The following is a 20,955-nucleotide window of genomic DNA, read 5'->3' as shown; positions in this document are numbered from 1 at the left end:
GGCGCGCAGAGAAGATCCGCGAAATTACGCGGATAAGGACGGCCATCTGAAGCCTGTGCTCGGATTGCGTGAAATGATCGCAATGGGAGTCGGAACGGTTGTGGGTGCTGGTATCTTTACGATGCCAGGTATCGTGGCGGCTGATTACGCAGGACCAGCGGTTGTTATTTCATTTATTATTGCAGCAATTATTGCCGGTTTATCAGCCTTGGCTTATTCAGAATTTGCATCAGCGATGCCATATGCGGGGTCAATCTATTCATGGGCTAACGTCATTTATGGTGAATTTGTCGGTTGGCTAGCCGGTTGGGCGGTCCTAGCAGAGTACTTGATTGCCTTGGCGTTGATTTCAGCATCGTGGTCATCATATTTCCAAGGTTTCCTATCAAGTTTTGGTATTGCGTTACCAAAGGCGTTGACGACATCGTTCTCGCTAGGTAACGGAACGTGGTTCGACTTGTTTGGTGCCTTGGCGTTGTTGGTTGTTGGTCACCTGGTTTCACGTGGTGTGAAGGGTGCCGCCAAGGTTGAAAACTGGTTGGTTATTGGTAAGATTGCGGTTATCGTTTTGTTCATCGTAGTGGGTGCTACTGCTGTCCAGTTGCAAAACTGGGTACCATTTGTACCGAAGCACGTGCCCGGAACAAACTTCGGTGGTATGCACGGTGTCATGATGGGAGCTGCGCAAGTCTTCTTCGCATACATCGGTTTCGACACAATTGCTGCCAACTCAGCCGAAGTTAAGAACGCACAAAAGACAATGCCGCGTGCAATCGTTGGCACGTTGTTGATTGCAACAGTTTTGTTCGTTGGTGTTGCAGCCGTTTTGACGGGTATGTTCCACTACACGAAGTTTGCTGGTAATGCTGAGCCGGCCGCTTGGGCATTGCGTCAATCAGGTCACTTGTTTACAGCGAACTTGTTGTCAGTTGTGGCGTTGGTTGGTATGTTCTCTGGTTTGATTGCCTTGATGATTGGTGGGTCACGTTTGGTTTACTCATTTGGACGTGACGGTTTGATGCCAAAGGCTTTTGCCAAGTTGGATAAGAATGGGTTGCCAAAGAATGGTACATTGGTTTTGACAATTTTGGCCGTCGTGTTGGGCGCCGTATTCCCAGTTGGGATGTTGGCAAACTTGGTTTCTGCCGGAACGTTGATCGCCTTTATCGTCGCCTCAGTGGGTGTTTTGAAGTTGCGTAAGCGTCAAGATATTGACCACTCAGGTTACAAGATGCCATGGTACCCAGTGTTGCCAATTATTTCAGCATTGGCTTCAATCGGTTTGTTCGTTTCTTTGAACAAGGATGCCTTGATTTTGACCCTTGTTTGGGTCGTTGTAGGTGCGTTGGTATACGTGGCCTATGGCGCAAAGCATAGTACCAAAGATTAATATTAAGAATTAAACGGGTTTAGCAACGTTGGTTGTTAAACCCGTTTTTATTTGCGGATATGCTGAAATTAATCGCAATAGACAATGCGGTCTGTGCGATAATGTAAGGATATCTAGAAAGAAGCGTAGGGGAGGGTAGTAGCGTGAAAGAAGTGCTAGTACTGACAACGGGAGGCACAATTGCCTCAACAAAGACGGAGAACGGGTTGGCGCCTGGGTTGGCGGCGGAAGTGTTAGTCAGTTATTTTGAACGTCGACCAGGGGTGAATTTGTCCGTTGAAAACGTGATGAGTAAGGATTCGACTAATATGCAACCGGAAGACTGGGTTGAAATTGCGGAACGAATTCAAGCGCATCACCAGGCGTACGACGCCTTCATCGTGACGCATGGTACGGATACCATGGGCTACTCGGCTGCTGCTCTGTCATATTTGCTGTATGGCTTTGATAAGCCGGTTGTTTTGACGGGATCGCAAGTGCCACTTGGTATGGCTGAAACCGACGCGGTGCGTAATCTACACGATTCGTTAACGTTTGCTAGCCAAACGGACCTGCAAGGTGTTTATTTAGTCTTTAATGGTCTTGTTATGGCGGGAACACGGGCAGTGAAGACCAAATCAAAGAGTTATGATGCGTTCGAAAGTATTAATTATCCGTACATTGCTAGCGTATCAGAAGGTAACATGGTGCCGTTGTACCAACCTGAACCTGAAACGCCGGTACTGACACCTAGCATTAATCTGGATACCAAGGTGTTTGTACTTAAGGCGTTTCCGGGTCTAACGGTCGATATTTTTGATTATTTGGCCGCTAATATGCATGGTGTCATTATTGAAAGCTTTGGTAATGGCGGTCTGCCATTCGAGCGTCGCAATCTTATTCCGGGTGTTGAAAAATTGACGGCAGCCGGTATCCCAGTTATTATTACGACCCAGATTTTAGAAGAGGGACAAGATATTTATCTCTATGAAGTGGGCAAGCGGGTTGCGGATGCTGGTGGTATTACGGCTGGTGATATGAACACCGAAGCAATCGTGGCAAAACTAATGTGGGTGCTAGGTCAGACGCGACAGCTTGAGACAGTTCGAACGCTTATGCAAACACCAATCGCGCACGACTTAGATTTTGTATAATACAATTAGTGAGACAAAATTTGCCTGTTACAGGCGTTACAAGCAGAAATGAGGTTGAAATGGCTGATTTGAAGTATGAAATTTTAGAAGAATTGGGGACGCTCTCAACGAGTAAGTCTGGCTGGGAGATGCAATTAAATGTCGTGCAATGGGGTGCCAACAAACCGAAGTATGATTTGCGAACGTGGTCACCGGATCATGCCAAAATGGGTAAGGGGCTAACGCTAACCCGCGAAGAAGTTGAAAAGTTGCATGATTTATTGGGACAAGTGCTTGCGACAGGTGATGGCCAATTTGAGATGCCTGAGGTGGTTGAATCAGAACCGGCGGTCGCCACACCAACTGATAAGCAGGTGAAAATGCAGCAACCAGCTGCGCATGATTATTTAGCGGATATGTATTATGCCGACAAAGTGGCGGCTGAATCTGAAGCAGAGGCGGAAGCGGACGCGCGACCTAAGTGGGGTCGTTTGGGCGATTTATGAAATTAAATTTTTGTTGATTATGCTGACTGTTATGCAGATTAATCATCAAAGTATAAAATACGAAACGTGATTAGACCGGTGCTACTGGCTAATCACGTTTTTGTTTAACCCGTTTATTGTTAACGGTGATGGTACATTTTTTGCATGATAGTTGTGCAGAAATGCCCTTGTTCCGGGGCTTGTAGTCCGCTAGACTGAGCTATATTAGCGACTTTTTGGGGGATGAAAATATGCGTTTAGTAGTGTTGGAAATGGATTGTTTGGCCGCGGGCAGTGTGAATTGGGGACGAATGGTGGCAGGGATGTTGTCGCAAGGTGTGACAATGGTTGTGATTCCGGATGCTAGTCAGCATGTGTCGGCCGGTTTGCCACAGCAAATTGGCGACGGCATTTTACCGCGTGATGGCGTATCGCAATTGCGCGCAGACAATCCGCTAGTGAGTTTAGAGGCGGCGTTTCGTGAATTTGGGGAGCGGCCAGTATGGTCTTGGTCAGCGACGACGCGATTGCGTGATGTTGAAAGAGGTGTTGGCATCATACATTTAGGCAAAATTGATGCAGTTTGGCATCGTGCAGTGGGGGAGGGGAGTGAAGCGCACATTTTTGATTTAGGTGCGACGGTGTTGGTGATTCCGCATGTGTCACAGACACGTAAACCGCAGGTGCAAGAAGAAGTGAAGCAACTACAAGATTATCTCCATGGTCAAATTAAACCGATGATGATGTTGCCGCCATTAGAGTGGATGCCACGATTACGCTTACGCGGTTGGGTACGATGCGACGTACTGGCGCAACAAAAAGAAGCGGATGTAGCCAAATTAAGACCAATCGTCATTGATTATGACTGTGATGTATTGATGTTAAAGCGTTGGCGCCTATCAGGTGATACAAATGATACTGGGGTGTTTGTTTCGATTGCCTAATTAAAGCTTATTGCCATATACAAATAACGTGACAATGGATTTGAGATGTCGCAATGCGTCGCCTGGGTAATCGTTGTATAATGTAAGTACACTAAAAATGATTGAGGGATATGACATGAACAAAGCGCCACAACGTGTCCAAGGCATCTTTGATGGTTTGGCAAAAGACTATGACAAGATGAACGATATTATCAGTTTGGGGACACACCGCAGTTGGCGTGCCAAGACGATGGCGTCAATCGATATTCCAAAGAATGGCCAAATTTTAGATGTTGCTGCTGGAACGGGTGACTGGACGATTGCGTTGGCTAAAGAATTAGGTGATAAGGGCCATGTGACTGGGTTTGATTTGAGTTCAGAAATGTTGGCTGTCGCCCGCGAAAAAGTTCGCGAAGCCGGCGTGAGTTTTTGGGTAACCCTAACGCAAGGGAATGCCATGGAACTACCATATGAAGATGACACCTTCGATTTGGTAACGATTGGATTTGGTTTGCGTAACTTGCCAGATGCTGAAAAGGGGATGCAAGAATTGTATCGTGTATTGAAGCCTGGTGGTCAGTTGGTTGTCTTGGAAACATCACAACCTGACAATCCGGTTATCAAGCCATTCTGGAAGATGTACTTCAAGGGTGTGATGCCGATGATGGGTAAGGTGTTTGCTCATGATAAGGATTCATATGACTACTTGGAAAAGACGACAGAAGAATTCATGTCATTTACAGCTTTGGCTGACTTGATGCGTGAGACTGGTTTCAAGACGGTTGCCTACCAACGTTTTAATTTTGGAGCAGCTGCAGCGCATTTTGGGATTAAATAATAATGAGAAAAAGCCACTTTGGAAAATTTGTCCAAAGTGGCTTTTCTAATTTTTGTTCTAGTCTAGATTGTAATTAATATCCGGTGTCACGGTTGCACCGAGCACGTTCTTGAAGTGCCAAAGTGCCCAACGGTGACCTTCTTGGGTAAAACTTGCGACGCCATCGGCATGGACGGTAATGTCGTAGTTCAAGTTGTAGGCGTCGACCGCTGTGTGCAAAATGCAAATATCGGTGTCGACCCCGGTCAAATGAATATCCTTAATATCACGTGATCGCAAATAATTATCCAAATCAGAATTAGCGAAACTGCTGTAACGATTCTTAGGATAAATCCACACGTTAGCATCGTCCTTGTGCGCAGCAACCCAATCAGCAAGGACGCCATAATAGTCGCGGCCTGGTGTGTTGGCGACGTTGTGAGCTGGATACAATTTTGTCTCAGGGTGATAGGGGTCATTTGGTACGTGTAAATCAGTTGGCAAAATGACGGCATCACCGTTAGCTAAAAATTCATCAGCAAGTTCGACCAATCGTGGTGCGAGTGCTTGAGCTGTCTCCCCGGCAGTTAATGGTCCCTCTGGTGCGACGAAATCATTTGTGTAATCAATAATCAACAAAGCCTTCATGGCAATCTCCTCTAGTTGAACTGAAAAATGACGTTTCTGTTTGTTGACTATTATACGTCGCGATTAGCAAATCACCTAGCGCCGAACGGGAATAATCATAGCCGTTAATGTTGATGAGGAAGTGTGCTTACCAGTTTCGACAACGAATGTATCGATTTGCCAAGTTTGGATTTGACGACCAGCGTGAATTGGCTTGGCGATGGCGCGCAATGTGCCTTCTGTCGCTTGTGCGATGTGGTGCGTGTGAATGTCCAAGCCGACAGGTACTTGCTTGGTGTTATCAAGGCCGTAGTTGGCGCCGAAGCTACCGGCTGTTTCGGCAAGCAACGCATTGATACCGCCATGAACAATGCCGTATGGTTGCTTAACTTCATCACGGATTGGCATGGTCAAAATGACTTCTTCCGCGGTTAGTTTTTCAGTAGAAATGTTTAAATATTCAATTGCATTCATTGTGATAATCAACCTTTCAATTTAAATGTATGTATTTTGTATGTACACCAAAATAAAGCGAACACGAACAAAAAGTCACACAAATGGTTAAAGTGGTAAATATAAGTTTAACGAGTTTTTGGAAAAATGGGTAGAAAAAAGCTATAATTTAAGAAGCATATTTTGAGACCAAGGGAATTGAAACTCGAAATTCAGAAAGTGAGATATATAAATGACTGTAGAATGGACAACCATCAAAGAATACTCAGAAATTTTGTTTGAGCGTTCGGATGCGGTGGCGAAGGTTACGATGAACAATCCAGCCCGTCACAACGCCTTTACACCGGTAATGGTGCAAGAGATGATCGATGCATTTTCAATGGCGCGTGATGATGCCTCAATTGGAGTTATCATTTTGACGGGAGCTGGTGATAAGGCATTTTCATCTGGTGGTGATCAATCAGTACGTGGTAACGGTGGTTACGTGGGACCAGACCACATTGCCCGTTTGAATGTGCTGGACTTGCAACACTTGATTCGTATTATTCCAAAGCCAGTCATTGCGATGGTCAAGGGTTGGGCCGTTGGTGGTGGAAACATCTTGCAATTGGTTGCCGACCTAACGATTGCGGCTGACAACGCCATGTTTGGTCAAACTGGACCAAAGGTTGGTTCATTTGACGCAGGTTACGGTTCAGGTTACTTGGCCCGTGTTATCGGTCACAAGCGCGCGAAGGAAGTATGGTTCTTGACGAAGTTCTACACGGCTGATGAAGCGTACAGCATGAACTGGATTAACCGCGTTGTGCCTTTGGCTGAAGTTGAGGATGCCACGATGGAATGGGCAAACGAAATTTTGAAGAAGTCACCAACTGCTATCCGTTTCATTAAGGCAGCAATGAACGCTGACACGGACGGTTTGGCTGGTTTGCAACAATTCGCGGGTGATGCCACGATGTTGTACTACACGACGGACGAAGGTAAGGAGGGTAAAAATGCCTTCCTTGAGAAGCGTGAGCCAGACTTTACGCAGTTCCCTAAGTTCCCATAAGCGGCATTTTTAAAGACAAAAGAACAGACGCCCCGCATCAATGATTTTGTGATGTGGGGCTTTCTATTGAAAGGAAGCACAATGGAAAATTGGCTAACCAAGCGCGCGAATTTAACGCCCGCCCGGATGGCGATTCGGTTTGGTGATGCAACGCTCACCTTTGCTGAAATGCGCAAGCGGGTGTTGCAGATTGCAGGACAAATCGCGAAACATGTGGATGATAATGAGCGCATTGCCTTAATTACGCCCAATAATTTAACGGGTTACCTTATGATTTTAGCGATTCAACAACTTGATAAGACGGTCGTGCTGTTGAATCGCCGGTTGTCACCTCGTGAAATGGCCTTTCAACTAGCAGATGCTGCAATCACAACGGTTTTACAAGATGATGCCTTTGTTGGCGAGTTGGCGAATGTTCACCAGCTTAACTTTTCAGCGATTTTAGCAACTGAAGCGGAACCAATCACGCCAGTTGCGGCGTTTGAATTAGATAAAGTGACGTCAATTATGTATACCTCGGGTACCACCGGTAATCCCAAGGGTGTCATGCAAACGTTTGGGAATCACTTCTATTCAGCAGTTGGTTCAGCGCTCAATTTGGGGCTGACGCCAAATGATGTCTGGCTTGCGGCGGTTCCAATCTTCCATATTAGTGGGCTGTCAATTATGATGCGCTCATTGATTTATGGAATGGGTGTTGTGCTATATGAACGTTTTGATGTCGAACGGATTAACCAGGAATTATTAACAGGTCAAGTGACAACCATCTCAGTGGTCCCAGTCATGTTGAAACAGTTATTGGCTCAGCTACCGGCAGGAGCTGTCTACCATGAACGTTTCCGGACCATGTTGCTTGGTGGCGGACCAACTGATTTAACGACTTTGGAAAAAGCGACGGCTGCCGGCATTGAGATTGTGCAATCATATGGGATGACTGAAACAGCGTCGCAAGTGATTGCACTGGATGCAAGCAGTGCAACGCGCAAGTTGGGATCGGCGGGGAAGCCTTTATTCCCGGTTGAAGTGCGAGTCCAAAAAATTAATGATGCTGACAAAGTCGGTCGCATTCAAATCAAGTCGCCAACCTTAGCGGTGGGTTATCTTAATCGCCCAGATAAGTATGCCGAGGCGTTTGTCGATGGCTGGTTCGATACCGGTGACATGGGTTGGTTGGATGATGAAGGCTTTTTGTACGTTGAAGGGCGTGAAGGCGATATGATTTCGTCAGGTGGTGAAAACGTGTTCCCTGACGAAATCGAATCGGTCTATGGTGAAGCGGATGCGATTGCCCAAATGTCAGTCGTTGGTATTCCAGATGATCGTTGGGGTGCTGTCCCGGTCGCTTTTGTGATGTTTAAAGGCGAACAAACGATGGATTTTGAGGCGTTACGTAACTTTGGTCGTGACCGATTGGCCCACTATAAAGTGCCGGTACGATTCTTTGAGACGGAAACTTTCCCCCGAACGGCTAGTGGCAAGATTCAACGCCACAAATTGCGGGATCAACTGACGACCGCACAAGAAATTAAATAACAAAAGCAGAAGCGATATAGCGAATTGGTCTATGTCGCTTCTTTTTTGTTCGCTAGACTGTTCGTAATGGACTTACGTATAATGATCGAAGTTGATTTCCGTCCGACAAACAGGGGGTATGGGAGTGCGAATGGCGTTGATGAATGAATGGTCAGTGGGACAAATGCCCAAATTAGGGCTTAAAGGGCCAACGGTACTATTGGGTGTGACAATGACGGTGTTGGGGATAATGCCGGTAGTTCGAGCGGCAGAACAAGACAAGGTCACCATGATGGTGGCACCTAATGTGGCAACTCGCGACCCTAAAAATTGGGATTGGTCTACCGATAATTTAGTAGCACGAACTGTGACGACAACGGTTAGTGGCGCCGTTAATGCCGCCGGGACGGTTTTGCCAGCTGGTACAAGTTTTGTGCAAGTGGCTGATGCACGAATTGTGAATGGATTTGCAGTGGGGCTAACCATTGATAATACCACCGGCCAATACCAGGCCGGTGACACGATTACGATCCCGTTGTATGGTGAAATGATTTCGGATAACACGGTTAATCGCCAGCGATATGATTTGGTGCGCGCGAATGGTGTGTTACAACATGATAAACAGATGATCGGGGCATATGAAGTTGTGGGACAAGCGTTACGGCTGACACTACAAGCAACCCCGATTGGACGGGTGGATTCACATTTAACGATTACCGGATCGACCGCGGCGCCACTGCCGGAAGCGCCAATTTGGGCAGCGAAAACCGGGTCCGCTCGCATCGTGTTCGGCCAGACTGAAGTTGTGGGCCATTTTGCATTCGCATCACGTTTTCAGACTGATGCGCCGGGCGTCGCAACGCAACATATTTTTACCAAAAGTGACCAGATGGGGGTTGGTAGTTATTACCAAGATGATGGGTATATGAATGCCTTGTTACGTGGGGATGCGACTAAGACGGCCCAAATTCGCGAAAATGACCAGTTTGCGACCAGTGATTTAGTGCAAATTCAACAGGTGAAAATTGAAGCGGGTACGGTGTTATCAGTGAATTCGTCGTCCGGCTACTCGACGTACTATGTGGTCGATAAAAATAAAAATGGTGACTACCAAGCGACAGTCATTTCAGCGACCACCCGTCAAATGAATACCGAACCGACTTACGCGCAAACGTTCGTGACCATTGATGGGGCTGCGTCAGACGAAACGATTGCGCGTGAGTTGGCACGAAATGGTCGCGGCGCGTACACGACGCGACTGAACGATGATGGCTCGTATACTTTGGCCTATAATATGGGGAATCCATACACTGAGTGGGGCATTGATAATTTTCATGATGGTTCATTCTCGACATTTTTGCAGCAACATCAGGCAACGGGGGCGTTGACATTAGCCGACCTAAAACAGCTTGACGCGAATATTGGCCGGGCTGGTGGTGACCACCCGTCAGAGGGGACAGGGTCACATGGGCACCAGTTTTATCTCCGGTTTGCTGATAACACAGCAGTTAATGCGGCCGTTAGCGTCCTGAAAACGTATGATGGTAACGGTGACTTGTTGGCGGTCGCCGCGCCGTTGTATGCCCAAACCACGCCGGATGTGGTTGATATTAATGGTCAAGCCCGTTTGAAGGTGTTTCACGTTGATGAATTTGGCCATGAAGTCGCGCCGACCGAAACAACCATTGCTAATCCAGGAACGGCCTACGCGACGACAGCTAAAACCTTGCCGGCTTATCGCATGGTTCGGGTGACAGATAATGCCCACGGACATTACGGTAAAGCCAATGAAACCATCGCGGTTGTGTATGTGTACGATTCATACGTCGAAGAAACACCTGCTGAAATAATTGCGGGGGATGACGATGGCGACGGTGATCGCACAGAACATGGCATTCCGCTTGATGATGATGTCGCGATGACACCTGCAGTTGAAATTGACCATGAGGATAAACAGCCTAAAATAATTGGCCCAGTTGAAACGCCCACACCAGTTAGTGTGCCAGTTGAACAGACACGGCAAGTGCCACGTCGACGAGTGACACTGCCGTCCGTTCGTGTAACACCGCCAAAACAAGATGTGCTGACACGTCGATTAGTGACGCCATCTCAACCAGTATTGCAACCGGCCCAGTCGGCACCGCATGAAGTAACGGCACGGCCAGCGAAGTTAGTGGCCCAGAATGCGCGTCGCCCGAATAACTTAGTTAATCAGAAACTAAACCCAGCGCCAAGGCCTGTAGCAACTCTGCCGGAAATGGTTACGCAGGCGCCTACACCAGCGTTACCAGCAACGGATTTTGCGGCGACGCCATGGCTAACTTGGGCCGGGCTGGGTCTGTTAACAACAGTAGCCGCCGTGGGTGTTATTCAGCAGAAAAAAGAATGACTTTCATACTTGAATTTCCAAAATTAGGGTCTATAATTATAGTCAATCTAGGAAAGGGGGTGATACGTTTTGTCAGATTATAGCAATCAAACGATTCGTATCGCCCTTGTATAGGAAACAAGGGCGATACGTAATTGTATTTAGCCCGGTAGGCAACTACCGGACGGCCATGCGGATTGCAATTTAAGAAGTATGGTCGGAAAGGCACCAGGTGGCGAACCTGGTGCCTTTTTCCTTTGGTTTCAAAACCTATTCATGAATTTCAAGCGGTAATCCATCAGGATCAAAAAAGAAGGTCATTTTCTCACCGGTGTAATCATCGGTACGAATGGGCTCACTCTTGATGCCTTGGGTAGCCAAATAGGCGACCGTGTCAGGGACACTGGCAACTTTAAAAGCCAAGTGGCGTAGACCGCGCGCTTCAGGGAACGATGGTCGCGTTGGAAATTTATCACTGATAAAAATCTCGAGTTCCTGTGTGCCAAGGCGCAAATCCAACTTGATATCATTTTTCTCTGGTCGCACGTTTTCGCGAATTACTTGGAAGCCAAGTTTATTAACATAGAAGTTTTTAGTGGCATCGTAGTTTGATGCGTTGATGGCAATGTGGTGAATGGTATCAAATAACATAGTTGTTCCTCCTATTAATCATTCTACCAAGACTTACGGAATGGAAATGATTATAATGAAGGAGAAACCTTAAATATTTAAGGTTCGGCAAAGTTGCCACTATGCCGATTTTAAGGTTCAGTCACTATATTTAAGTCATTAAATACGAAATGAAAAAATCTTTGGGTGCAGCGAGGTTAGTGAGATGGCAGGAAATACGATTAAATTATTGGTAGTTGAAGACGATTATGCATTGAACGATACGGTTCGTGAAACGATTTCAGATCTTGGTGAAGTGACGCAAGTGCATGACGGTGATGAAGGCTGGTACGAGATTGAATCTGGTGTTTATGATGCCGTGGTCTTAGATGTCATGTTGCCAGGTCAAGATGGTTTTACCATTTTGAAGAAAGCCAAGGAGCTTTATCCAACGTTGCCGATCTTGATGTTGACGGCAAAGGGCGAATTGTCTGATAAGATGCAAGGCTTTAACTTAGGCGCCGACGAATACATTACTAAGCCTTTCTATAAGGAAGAATTATTGGCGCGTTTGAAGACGTTATTGCGTCACGCGGGTGTTTTGGGTCAAGATGGCGCTTTGGAAGTTGGGAATGTGCAAGTTTTCATCGATCAACACCGGGTTCTCGTTAATAATGAAGAAATTAGTCTGCAAGGTCGTGAATTTGGTCTGCTGGTTTACCTTATGCAACACGTTGGCCAGATTGTGACAAAGGATCAAATTTTTGATCGTTTGTGGGGCTTTGACTCAGATACGTCATTGACGGTTGTTGAAGTTTACATGTCAAACCTTCGTAAGAACTTGCGCAACGCGGATGCCCAAGTAAACATTAAGACGTTGCGTAACGTGGGTTACACCCTAAATGCAGCGACGGAAGCTTAATGGTGCCAACTGAAAAACAGTCGAAAATCGCCGTGATGCTTGAAAAAATCAGGGCGTTTTTCGCGAAAATAAAACTACCCAAGTGGTTGCAAAGAATCCGCGCTTCGCTACCGCAACAGGTGAAGATGACTATTTTGATGGTCGTCGGTTTTACGATGGTGTTCTCGTTGATTGGGACGTTTACTATTAGCCAGTTCCGGGTCGTGATGTACGGCAATGCGCAGGAACGTGTCGAAAAGGCATTTGCCCCGCAAAGTGGGTTTGACCGGCCGTTGCAAACTGCCCAAGTGACTGACTATGTCCAAACGTTCCAAGATGCGTTGGCGTTGAAAGAAGGCAAGGTTTATTTGAAGTCATATCGGGGTAGTTGGTACTTTTTCTACCGGCATGGTGATCAAATGGCATTTGTTGATGTGACGACCGAACACGAGATGGTTGATGCATTCCAGAATCGACTGGTATGGATTTTCGCACTGTCTGAAATTGCGTTGTTATTGATGGCGATTGCGTTAACTCGGGCCAATATGCGACCAATTATGCGTTCGTGGTCACAACAACGGACGTTCGTGGCTGATGCCGCCCACGAATTTAAAACGCCAATGACGGTTATTCAGAATAACTTGGAACGGATGCTTGAACGGCCAAATGACACGGTGATGGACCAAGTGGAAAACGTCGCGAATGCGTTAACCGAGGTCCGACATTTGAATAATTTGACCGGTGACTTGCTGACGCTGTCGCAAGCTGACGCTGATGTGCCATTGTTTGCGTTTGCCGACGTTGATTTGGCCGCCATTGCGCGTGAAGTCGGTGATATTTATGAATTTAATGCTGAAGAAAAGGGCCAAACATTGTCGGTTGATGTACCAGAAACGTTGCCGATGGTCGGGGATGCCCAACGTCTGCGCCAATTATTGGTGATTTTGACTGATAATGCGCAAAAGTATGCTGGTGAAGGTGCTAACGTTGTGATTAGTGCGAGTGCGGCTGGTAATAATATTAAATTGCAAGTTTCTGATACTGGTAAAGGCGTGCCGGATGCCGATAAGCAACATCTGTTTGATCGTTTTTACCGTGTTGATAAAGCGCGTTCCCGTTCAACGGGTGGGCACGGTCTTGGACTAGCGATTGCCAAGTGGGTTGTGCAGGGGCACCGTGGTTCGATTGAAGTGCTTGATAATCAACCACATGGGACAGTCTTTAGTATGACGATGCCGAAAAACCAAAAATTAAAATAAATCAGGTGTTGCGAACGCTCGAATTTTCCGATTAACGGTTGGATAATTCGAGCGTTTTTGCGTTTAAGATTTGTTTGTGGCTGGTTGAAGTTTCGCTTCGGTTACAAATCATAAGATGTTCCACGAACAGAAAGCGAGGAACTGCTTATGAAGATTGAACAAACAGGGACCCATGCCGTGATTGTTATCCCGGCATTTGAACCAACTGAAAATTTTATTACTGTTATGATGGCAATTCGCAAAGTGTCACGTCGCCCGGTTGTGGTGGTTGATGATGGATCAGGCATTCACTTCCAAACCATATTTGGTCAAGTGGCAGAGTTAGGCGCTGTTGTTTTAACTCATGAGACCAATCGGGGGAAGGGCGCCGCTTTGAAAACAGCGATTGGTTATGTCCAACAACATTTTCCAAACAGTGTCGGGATGGTGACGGCCGATTCAGATGGCCAACATGCGATTGACGATATCGTTCACATGGCGGAGGTGTTAGAGGCTGGCGAACAAGGTCTTGTGTTGGGCGTTAGAAATTTTGAAAAAGGGCAAGTGCCGGCAAAGTCGTATTGGGGGAATACCATTACGAGTAAGATGACGAAGTTGGCAACGGGTCTGACGATTCCGGACACACAAACGGGTTTACGCGGGCTACCAATGGCGATTTTACCTGCAATGGCTAATGTGCAAGGAGAGCGTTTTGAATACGAGATGAACATGCTGCTTGAATTAAAGTCGTTGCAAATCAAGCTGACGATGATTCCAATTCAGATCATTTACGAAGGGCAAAATGAAGGAACGCACTTTCATCCAGTGCGTGATTCGCTCTTAGTCTATCGACGTTTCTTGAAATTTGGCTTGTCTTCGTTAACTTCAGCCGGCGTTGACGTACTGTTATTCGCATTGTTGTTAATGACCGTGTTTCATAATGCGTCAACAGGAACATTGTTGCTAGCCTCTGTACTAGCGCGTCTGGTTTCTGGCGTTGTTAACTTCAGTTTGAATCAGCGCTGGGTGTTCCGAAGTCAGAATGTCGCGGGTGATCGTCGACGATATCTCATCCTATTTAGTGTTCAGATGATTTTGTCGGCTGTGCTATTACAACTTGTTGATACGGTTATTCCGCATCCAATTCCTGTGAAAATCATGGTCGATGTCATTATCTTTATTGGTAGTTACCTGATTCAAAAGCAACTAGTATTTAAGCAACGTCAGGAGCAAATTCATGAGTCGTAAATTAAATTTAATAACCGCAACCATCTTAACGCTTTATACGAGTTTCACGTTGGTAGATACGTTTATGCTGCAACACTCTGGTACGGCCATTGCAACGAGTACAAAGCAGGTCAAGACGACGGTTAAAAAAGAAACGAGCTCGGTTAAGACGACTGCAACGTCGTATGAAGATAGTCATATGAAAATTAAGGTCACAACAGAACGAGTATCTGGCACGAGTGTTTATGTGGCAGATATTACGGTCGATGATCCGAGTTTATTGCAGACTGCCTTGGCTAATAATACGTATGGCCGAAATTATACAGAAACCACGTCATCGATGGCGAGTGATCATCAGGCAATATTTGCCATTAATGGTGATTATTACGGCTTCCGCGACACAGGATATGTCGTTCGAAACGGTACGCTGTACCGTGATACAGCTGCTGCGGACACGGATGCGTTAGTGATTGATAGCGATGGCAATATGAAGTCAGTTAATCAAACTGATACTAGCGCTAGTACATTACTGAAGGATGGTGCGCAGCAAGTTTTGAGTTTCGGACCGACCCTTGTAGAAAATAGTAAAGTGACGGTTTCTGAATCTGAGGAAGTCGGGCAATCGCAGGCGTCAAACCCACGGACGGCCATTGGTCAGGTGGGTAAGAATCACTATATTGTCGTGGTTTCAGATGGTCGTACGTCAGAATCAACTGGTCTGTCGCTCTATCAGTTAGCTAATGTGATGGCCGATCACGGTGCGACCTACGCTTATAATTTGGATGGTGGTGGCTCATCAACAATGGTTTTGAACGGTAAAGTGATTAATAATCCAGTTGGTGGTTCTGGTCAGTCATCCGAACGTGCAGTGTCAGATATGCTGTATTTTGGTTACGCAAATTAAAGGAGCAAAAGATGCAACGATATAAAACGGTCCTAAAATGGGTAGGCGTTTCAATTTTTATTTTTATCTTCCATCTTCCATCTTGTGTATAATCATTTTGGTCATGGTGTGCAATCAGCGAGCCTGAATTGGGCGTGGTTGATACCGTTAATACCCGCGTTGATCCGTGGGACGCTGATTTTAACGAAAATCGATGTCACCTGGCAACTCGCGCTACAACGTTTTTGGCAATGGTCGAATTTGGCGATTTGGTCAATAACAATCTGGTTAGTCCTGCAAGGTATCTTGACGATTGCGGGAACGGGCTCTCAATATCTATACGGTTATGGTATTTTTGCCGTCTTGTTCTGGATTATTGGCGTCGGTGGCGGGTTGAAACAGCGATCTAAAGGTAATTAAAGGTGCGTAAGGCCACCAATCTACCGATGTGAAATCGGCCGATTGGTGGCCTTTTAAACGTGTTCCGAAAGGCTGAACCCTTAATATAACGCCATTTGACCCACTTACACCTCTACGCTGCGCGCCAAGGCATAAGCGGGTCAAACAACGTTATCATCAGGTTCAAAGCGCCTTTCGTCTCACTCTTTTTTTAAACGTGTTCCGAAAAGAATCGTCATTTTTTGTTCAAAAAATTTAAGGTTCATATCAGCCCAGTTAAGTCGTTGTTTAAGCTTTCTCCCGCATAGTAAAGATACTTAATCACGAGGTAATAATTATGACAACGAAGAAAACAATTGCAACGCTTGCGTTGGCAGGCGTATTAGTAATCGGTGGTGCCGGGTATGCGGTAACGCAGCAATCACAAGGTGATAATCAAACATCGCAAACAGCAAGTTCGTTATCAACTAAAAAGACGAATCTTGCGGTAACGACCAGTTATCCCACGAGTGCTAAAACTGGGGATGCTTCTGGCAAGGTGGCCGCCAAAGGGACTGTTAATTTGTCTAAGATGACAACTTCGGGTGAAGGAGTCAAGGTGTCAGGGAAGACGGTTACAATTTCAAAAGGTGGGACGTACTACTTTACGGGGACGGCAACGGACGCTCAAATCATTGTTGATGCCGGCGACAAGGATGCGGTCACGATTATTATGAATGGCGTTGATTTGACCGCTAGTCAAGGAGCTGCTATTTATGAAAAGAATGCCGATAAGACAGTTATCGAAACGGCCGCTAATTCCGTTAACCTAATTGACGGTGGGACGATTGCCGATACTGATGAGGTTAAAGGGGCTATCTATGCGACCCACGATTTGACGTTTAAGGGTGACGGAACACTGGCGGTGAATGGCGATGCTAAGGACGCAGTATATACCAAGGACGATTTGAAAATTAAATCAGGTACTCTATTTGCCAAGGCAGCTAATGATGGCTTAGTCGGACATGATTCCGTGCATATCACAGATGGAACGGTCAATGTAACGGCTAAGGATGATGCTATCGAATCGAATCAAGACAATGATGAAACCAAAGGGTTAGTTGAAATTAAGGGCGGCGATATTACGGTAGCGACCGGTACTGAATCTGGTAACCATGGTATTTCAGCCGAGCGTAAGTTAGTTATTTCTGGCGGTAAGGTCAAGGTAACTAGTTCATATGAAGGACTGCAGGCAAATGAGATCGACTTGAATGGTGGTGATACAACTATTTCAAGTACGGATGATGCGGTTAACGCATCCGGGAGCTACACGACGCCAATCTTAAATATTACGGCTGGTAAATTGGCGTTCTTAGCTGGCGGTGATGGCTTAGATTCGAACGGTGATGTGAAAATTTCAGGCGGTACAATCAACGCGATGATCAATTCATCGCCTGATAATGAAGCGGTTGATCTTGACGGTACCATGACATTTACCGGTGGGACGTTGCTGTATGGTGGAACTGGTACAGGTGCAACTTTCGATGGCGCTTATGTGAAGCTACCGAACGGTGTTAAAACCGGTGATGCGGTTAAGGTAAGCGATGAATCCGGCAAGGTTATTGCGACGTTTACGGCCAATGCTGACGGTGATACCGTAGCAGTTGCTGCAACGGGTATTACAGCTGGTAATTCGTATCAAGTGAGTGTCGCGGGAACAACGACTGCTGTTACGGCCGGGTCTGGTTTGACAGAAGGTATGGCTGGTGGCCCAATGGGTGGCATGCCGCAATAACGGGGGGAAGAGTCATGCAAGTATTTAATCGATATGAAGTGAAGTATTTAATTACGGCTGATCAGGTCGACAAAATTATTCAGCAGCTACTTAATTCCGGTAAGATGCGACTTGATAAGTATAATCAGGCCGGTGATTGGTACCCGATTCAATCGTTATACTTTGCGTCAATTACGGATGTCGTCTCACAGCAGGCATTGCGGTTGGAATTGAATGAATTTAAACAACGCCTACGTTTGCGAACGTACGGGCCGGCTCGTGCGAGTGAGCCGGCGTTTCTAGAAATCAAGAAGAAGTTCTTGAAGAAGACGTATAAGCGACGCGTAACGGTTGATTATCAAACGGCGACTGCCTTTTTAATGACGCAAGTTTTACCAACGAATCAAATTACGCGCGAGGTGGCTGCGCTGCGGGTCCAACAACAAGACCCGGTGATTAAAATTGCTTACGATCGCGTAGCGTTGCATGCGACCCAGGCAACCAGTGATTTGCGGATTTCGTTTGACCGGAATGTACGATATGACATGGCTGAACTAGATATTGCAACTGAGACGATTGGCTATCAATTATTAAAACCAGGGATGGTGTTGATGGAGATTAAAACCGAGTTGGGGATGCCTAGTTTTTTGCGCCAAATTTTGGGCGAATACAAGCTCCGGCCAACGCGATTTTCAAAATTCGAACGCGGTCTAAAGGATGGGTTTCAACGTCATGCGACTGCGTATCAAATGCTAATGGAAAAGGATTTTACACATGCTTAATTCAATTTTTACAACAACAAGTTCAGGGACGAGCGTCACATTACCGACGTTTATTCTTGCAATGGCGACGGCGATGTTGCTTGGTTTAGTGACTGCGCTTGTCTATCTAAAAACTTATAACTCACGCGTGTCACCACAGAAGTTTTCATTTACGCTGGTTTTATTGCCGGTCGTAATCGCGGTCATTATCATGTTAGTGGGTAATAATGTGGCCCGCGCCTTTTCTTTAGCTGGTGCTTTCTCAATTATCCGTTTTCGTTCAGCACCGGGTGATCCAGCTGAAATTACGTATGTTCTGATGACAATGGCCATTGGGTTGGCTTCTGGGCTGGGTTACCTAGCTTATGCGGTCATTTCGGCAATTATCTTGCTAGTCGCGATGTTGCTGATGAATGTCTTGAACTTTGGCGGTCACGAAACAACCGATCAATTATTAAAGTTGACGGTGCCGGAAGATATGTATGATAAGCAAATGGTAGAAGATGTGCTGAAACAGTACGCGCAAAAGGTTGTGCTCAAGCGTGTTAAGACCACAGAATTGGGTTCGTTGTTTGAGTTACAATACTTGTTGCGCATGAAATCCGGGGTTGATGAAAAAGCGTTTATTGATGCTTTGCGGACAACGAATGGTAATTTGGGTATTGCGATGCAATATAACTTGATTGCCGATGAATACTAATAAATAAAGCGGTTAAGACTTCTGTCCCAACCGCTTTATTTATTAAAGTTCATTATCATCATCGTTGAATGATGATGGCGTCTCGTTTTGCGGACGACCAATCCCAGTGATACCAGCCAGTGAATCAGTGGGCAAAACGGTCAAGATGAAACTAATAATTCCGAATAGTCCAGTGAAACTAAAGGCGATTGCAAAATGTTGATCAGAGTTGACGTTAGACACAACGCCACCCACAGCACTCAAAATCCAAATGACCCAAGCGAGCCAAGTGGCCGTACCGGCGTCGCGGTAACGGCGAATCAATAGCGCGATATTTGGCAAAATCATGGCCAAATACAAGATAGCGCCAATAATTAGAACGGCTGCCAAAATGGGTGTGCTGGTGAACATAAAGTGCACGGCGTCACCAAAATCGGCATGATTAATCACCTTGTCATCAACGTCGTGCAAAGATGCATCAGCCACTAAGGAAGCAACCAACAAGATGACCCAAACTGTCCAAATGATAAATTGCCAGAGGGCCATCCACCAATATTCAGCGCGGGTTGATTGTCCCGTGAAGTTGACGTACCCACGCCAGAAATTTTTAAATGCTTGCCACATTGTCACCATCTCAAAATACCTCCTCATACTTTGTAGGTTCATTTTGTCATAAAAATGAAACAATTCATATAAAAAAGCACCGATTTAACGGTGCCTTAATGATTTTAGATAAGTGGTTGTGGGTGAGCGTCGAAAATTTCGACGTCATCTTGGCGACCAACGACGACGGTGTCCACGATGTTTAGGAACAAACCGTGTTCCACAACACCAACCATGCTCGTCAATTCGCGCCCTAATGTGAAGGGATCCGTAATATCAGCGGGATGTAAATCAATCAAGAAGTTAGCCGAGTCAGTTCGGACAGGGTTACCATTTTGATCCAAACGCCATGAAGGCTTGTAGCCCTTAGCATCCAAACGCTTGAATAGTTGGTCTGATCCGTATGGGATGACTTCGACAGGTAGGTAGTGGGTTAGCTTTGGGGCTAACTTACCTTCGTCGACGACCCAAATGTTACGCGTTGAATTAACGGCAACGATTTTTTCCCAGAGCAGGGCCGCCCCACCACCCTTAATGGCAGCAAAATCAGGATCGATTTCGTCAGCCCCGTCGATTGTTAAATCAATGTGGTCAACGTCATCGATGTTGTGCATCGAGATACCAAGCTTTGCGGCAGTGCGACGTGTCTTGTCAGAAGTTGGGACACCAATGATGTTCAAACCTTCTTCTGAAACGCGCTTGCCAAGTGCTTCAATGACGTATGCAATGGTTGAACCAGATCCGATGCCGACGACCATGCCATCCTCGACAAATTCTGCCGCACGGTAACCAGCCATCTTCTTAAGTTCGTTTGTATCTTTCATGGGGCCAACTTCCATTTCATTAGAATTGTTACTTCTATTATCGCTTATTTAGGCAGGATAAGGCAAATGAGTTCTTATTGAAAAATGGTAAGGACAATCTGGTAAACTGGAATGACGATGAAAAAAGAAAGTGGGATACATCATGATTGACATGTGGGACGAAGATAAAATTCATGATTTTAGAGCGACACTCTTGAATTGGTACGATGAAGCAGGACGGGCAGATTTGCCATGGCGTGAAAACCATGATCCTTACCGGGTGTGGGTGTCAGAAATTATGCTGCAACAAACGCAAGTGCAGACGGTTATTCCATATTTCAATCGCTTTATGTCAATGTTC

The 20,955-nt window shown here is 46.0% G+C and carries 20 protein-coding genes and 1 pseudogene; 16 read left to right on the top strand and 5 right to left on the bottom strand.

Annotated features, from left to right (window positions below):
* The 5 genes from WEIDD23_RS06605 to WEIDD23_RS06585 all read left to right on the top strand — a co-directional run.
* Positions 1-1,390: APC family permease (locus tag WEIDD23_RS06605; RefSeq protein ID WP_062358881.1), on the top strand; the 1,390-nt coding region annotated here is incomplete at its 5' end.
* A 143-nt stretch (positions 1,391-1,533) separates the two neighbouring features.
* Positions 1,534-2,523, top strand: coding sequence for an asparaginase (locus WEIDD23_RS06600; protein ID WP_010375042.1), 990 nt, complete (start codon positions 1,534-1,536; stop codon positions 2,521-2,523).
* Between the two features lie 59 nt (positions 2,524-2,582).
* A complete protein-coding gene (locus tag WEIDD23_RS06595; RefSeq protein ID WP_010375040.1) occupies positions 2,583-3,008 on the top strand; it encodes a YdbC family protein in 426 nt (141 codons plus the stop codon).
* A 230-nt stretch (positions 3,009-3,238) separates the two neighbouring features.
* The gene (locus WEIDD23_RS06590; RefSeq protein WP_010375039.1) at positions 3,239-3,931 is read left to right on the top strand and encodes a hypothetical protein; all 693 of its coding nucleotides are present in this window, start codon (positions 3,239-3,241) and stop codon (positions 3,929-3,931) included.
* A gap of 115 nt (positions 3,932-4,046) precedes the next feature.
* Positions 4,047-4,748 (top strand): demethylmenaquinone methyltransferase, encoded by a 702-nt coding sequence (locus WEIDD23_RS06585; RefSeq protein WP_010375038.1) that lies wholly within the window; start codon positions 4,047-4,049, stop codon positions 4,746-4,748.
* Positions 4,749-4,805: 57 nt separating this feature from the next.
* Here the strand turns inward: WEIDD23_RS06585 and WEIDD23_RS06580 are convergent, their stop codons facing one another.
* Both WEIDD23_RS06580 and WEIDD23_RS06575 read right to left on the bottom strand, forming a co-directional pair.
* Positions 4,806-5,375 carry a cysteine hydrolase family protein gene (locus WEIDD23_RS06580; protein ID WP_010375037.1) on the bottom strand — a complete coding sequence of 190 codons (570 nt, stop codon included), beginning with the start codon at positions 5,373-5,375 and terminating at the stop codon, positions 4,806-4,808.
* Between the two features lie 75 nt (positions 5,376-5,450).
* Entirely contained in the window at positions 5,451-5,828 is a 378-nt protein-coding gene (locus tag WEIDD23_RS06575; protein ID WP_010375036.1) for a PaaI family thioesterase, read from the bottom strand.
* 211 nt (positions 5,829-6,039) lie between these two features.
* Here WEIDD23_RS06575 and menB point away from each other — a divergent pair, with 211 nt between their 5' ends.
* The 3 genes from menB (at position 6,040) to WEIDD23_RS06560 (ending at position 10,759) form a co-directional block, all read left to right on the top strand.
* Positions 6,040-6,858 carry a 1,4-dihydroxy-2-naphthoyl-CoA synthase gene (menB, locus tag WEIDD23_RS06570; protein ID WP_010375035.1) on the top strand — a complete coding sequence of 273 codons (819 nt, stop codon included), beginning with the start codon at positions 6,040-6,042 and terminating at the stop codon, positions 6,856-6,858.
* Between the two features lie 81 nt (positions 6,859-6,939).
* Complete coding sequence (locus tag WEIDD23_RS06565; protein ID WP_010375033.1) at positions 6,940-8,391, top strand: o-succinylbenzoate--CoA ligase; 1,452 nt, start codon at positions 6,940-6,942, stop codon at positions 8,389-8,391.
* 118 nt (positions 8,392-8,509) lie between these two features.
* Positions 8,510-10,759: a MucBP domain-containing protein gene (locus WEIDD23_RS06560; RefSeq protein ID WP_080553244.1), complete on the top strand. Its 2,250-nt coding sequence runs from the start codon at positions 8,510-8,512 to the stop codon at positions 10,757-10,759.
* Between the two features lie 249 nt (positions 10,760-11,008).
* Here the strand turns inward: WEIDD23_RS06560 and WEIDD23_RS06555 are convergent, their stop codons facing one another.
* On the bottom strand, positions 11,009-11,389 hold the full coding sequence (locus tag WEIDD23_RS06555) for an SMU1112c/YaeR family gloxylase I-like metalloprotein (protein ID WP_010375031.1): 381 nt from the start codon (positions 11,387-11,389) through the stop codon (positions 11,009-11,011).
* 184 nt (positions 11,390-11,573) lie between these two features.
* Here WEIDD23_RS06555 and WEIDD23_RS06550 point away from each other — a divergent pair, with 184 nt between their 5' ends.
* The 7 genes from WEIDD23_RS06550 (at position 11,574) to WEIDD23_RS06515 (ending at position 19,209) form a co-directional block, all read left to right on the top strand.
* Positions 11,574-12,269 carry a response regulator transcription factor gene (locus WEIDD23_RS06550; protein WP_010375030.1) on the top strand — a complete coding sequence of 232 codons (696 nt, stop codon included), beginning with the start codon at positions 11,574-11,576 and terminating at the stop codon, positions 12,267-12,269.
* A gap of 125 nt (positions 12,270-12,394) precedes the next feature.
* Positions 12,395-13,507: a sensor histidine kinase gene (locus tag WEIDD23_RS06545; RefSeq protein ID WP_062358880.1), complete on the top strand. Its 1,113-nt coding sequence runs from the start codon at positions 12,395-12,397 to the stop codon at positions 13,505-13,507.
* Positions 13,508-13,654: 147 nt separating this feature from the next.
* The gene (locus WEIDD23_RS06540) at positions 13,655-14,734 is read left to right on the top strand and encodes a bifunctional glycosyltransferase family 2/GtrA family protein (RefSeq protein ID WP_010375028.1); all 1,080 of its coding nucleotides are present in this window, start codon (positions 13,655-13,657) and stop codon (positions 14,732-14,734) included.
* The gene (locus tag WEIDD23_RS06535) at positions 14,724-15,617 is read left to right on the top strand and encodes a phosphodiester glycosidase family protein (protein ID WP_010375027.1); all 894 of its coding nucleotides are present in this window, start codon (positions 14,724-14,726) and stop codon (positions 15,615-15,617) included. The genes WEIDD23_RS06540 and WEIDD23_RS06535 overlap by 11 nt, the downstream gene beginning before the upstream one ends.
* 715 nt (positions 15,618-16,332) lie before the next feature.
* Positions 16,333-17,769 (top strand): carbohydrate-binding domain-containing protein, encoded by a 1,437-nt coding sequence (locus WEIDD23_RS06525; RefSeq protein WP_010375025.1) that lies wholly within the window; start codon positions 16,333-16,335, stop codon positions 17,767-17,769.
* A gap of 14 nt (positions 17,770-17,783) precedes the next feature.
* Positions 17,784-18,530, top strand: a complete 747-nt coding sequence (locus WEIDD23_RS06520) for a polyphosphate polymerase domain-containing protein (protein ID WP_010375024.1) — start codon at positions 17,784-17,786, stop codon at positions 18,528-18,530.
* Complete coding sequence (locus WEIDD23_RS06515) at positions 18,523-19,209, top strand: DUF4956 domain-containing protein (RefSeq protein WP_010375023.1); 687 nt, start codon at positions 18,523-18,525, stop codon at positions 19,207-19,209. Before WEIDD23_RS06520 ends, WEIDD23_RS06515 begins: the two co-directional genes overlap by 8 nt.
* 42 nt (positions 19,210-19,251) lie before the next feature.
* Here WEIDD23_RS06515 and WEIDD23_RS06510 read toward each other — a convergent pair whose 3' ends face one another.
* Together WEIDD23_RS06510 and rpiA are read right to left on the bottom strand one after the other, a co-directional pair.
* Entirely contained in the window at positions 19,252-19,821 is a 570-nt protein-coding gene (locus WEIDD23_RS06510; RefSeq protein ID WP_010375021.1) for a DUF805 domain-containing protein, read from the bottom strand.
* Positions 19,822-19,916: 95 nt separating this feature from the next.
* The gene (gene rpiA, locus WEIDD23_RS06505) at positions 19,917-20,615 is read right to left on the bottom strand and encodes a ribose-5-phosphate isomerase RpiA (protein ID WP_010375019.1); all 699 of its coding nucleotides are present in this window, start codon (positions 20,613-20,615) and stop codon (positions 19,917-19,919) included.
* Positions 20,616-20,757: 142 nt separating this feature from the next.
* On the opposite strand from rpiA, the pseudogene WEIDD23_RS14645 reads away from it, so the two are divergent.
* Positions 20,758-20,955 (top strand): annotated as a pseudogene (locus tag WEIDD23_RS14645) (A/G-specific adenine glycosylase); the annotation flags it as partial.

The sequence above is a fragment of the Weissella sp. DD23 genome (assembly GCF_001579105.1).
In the GTDB taxonomy this organism is placed as follows: domain Bacteria; phylum Bacillota; class Bacilli; order Lactobacillales; family Lactobacillaceae; genus Weissella; species Weissella cibaria.
This window is presented reverse-complemented; position numbering and strand designations above follow the sequence as displayed.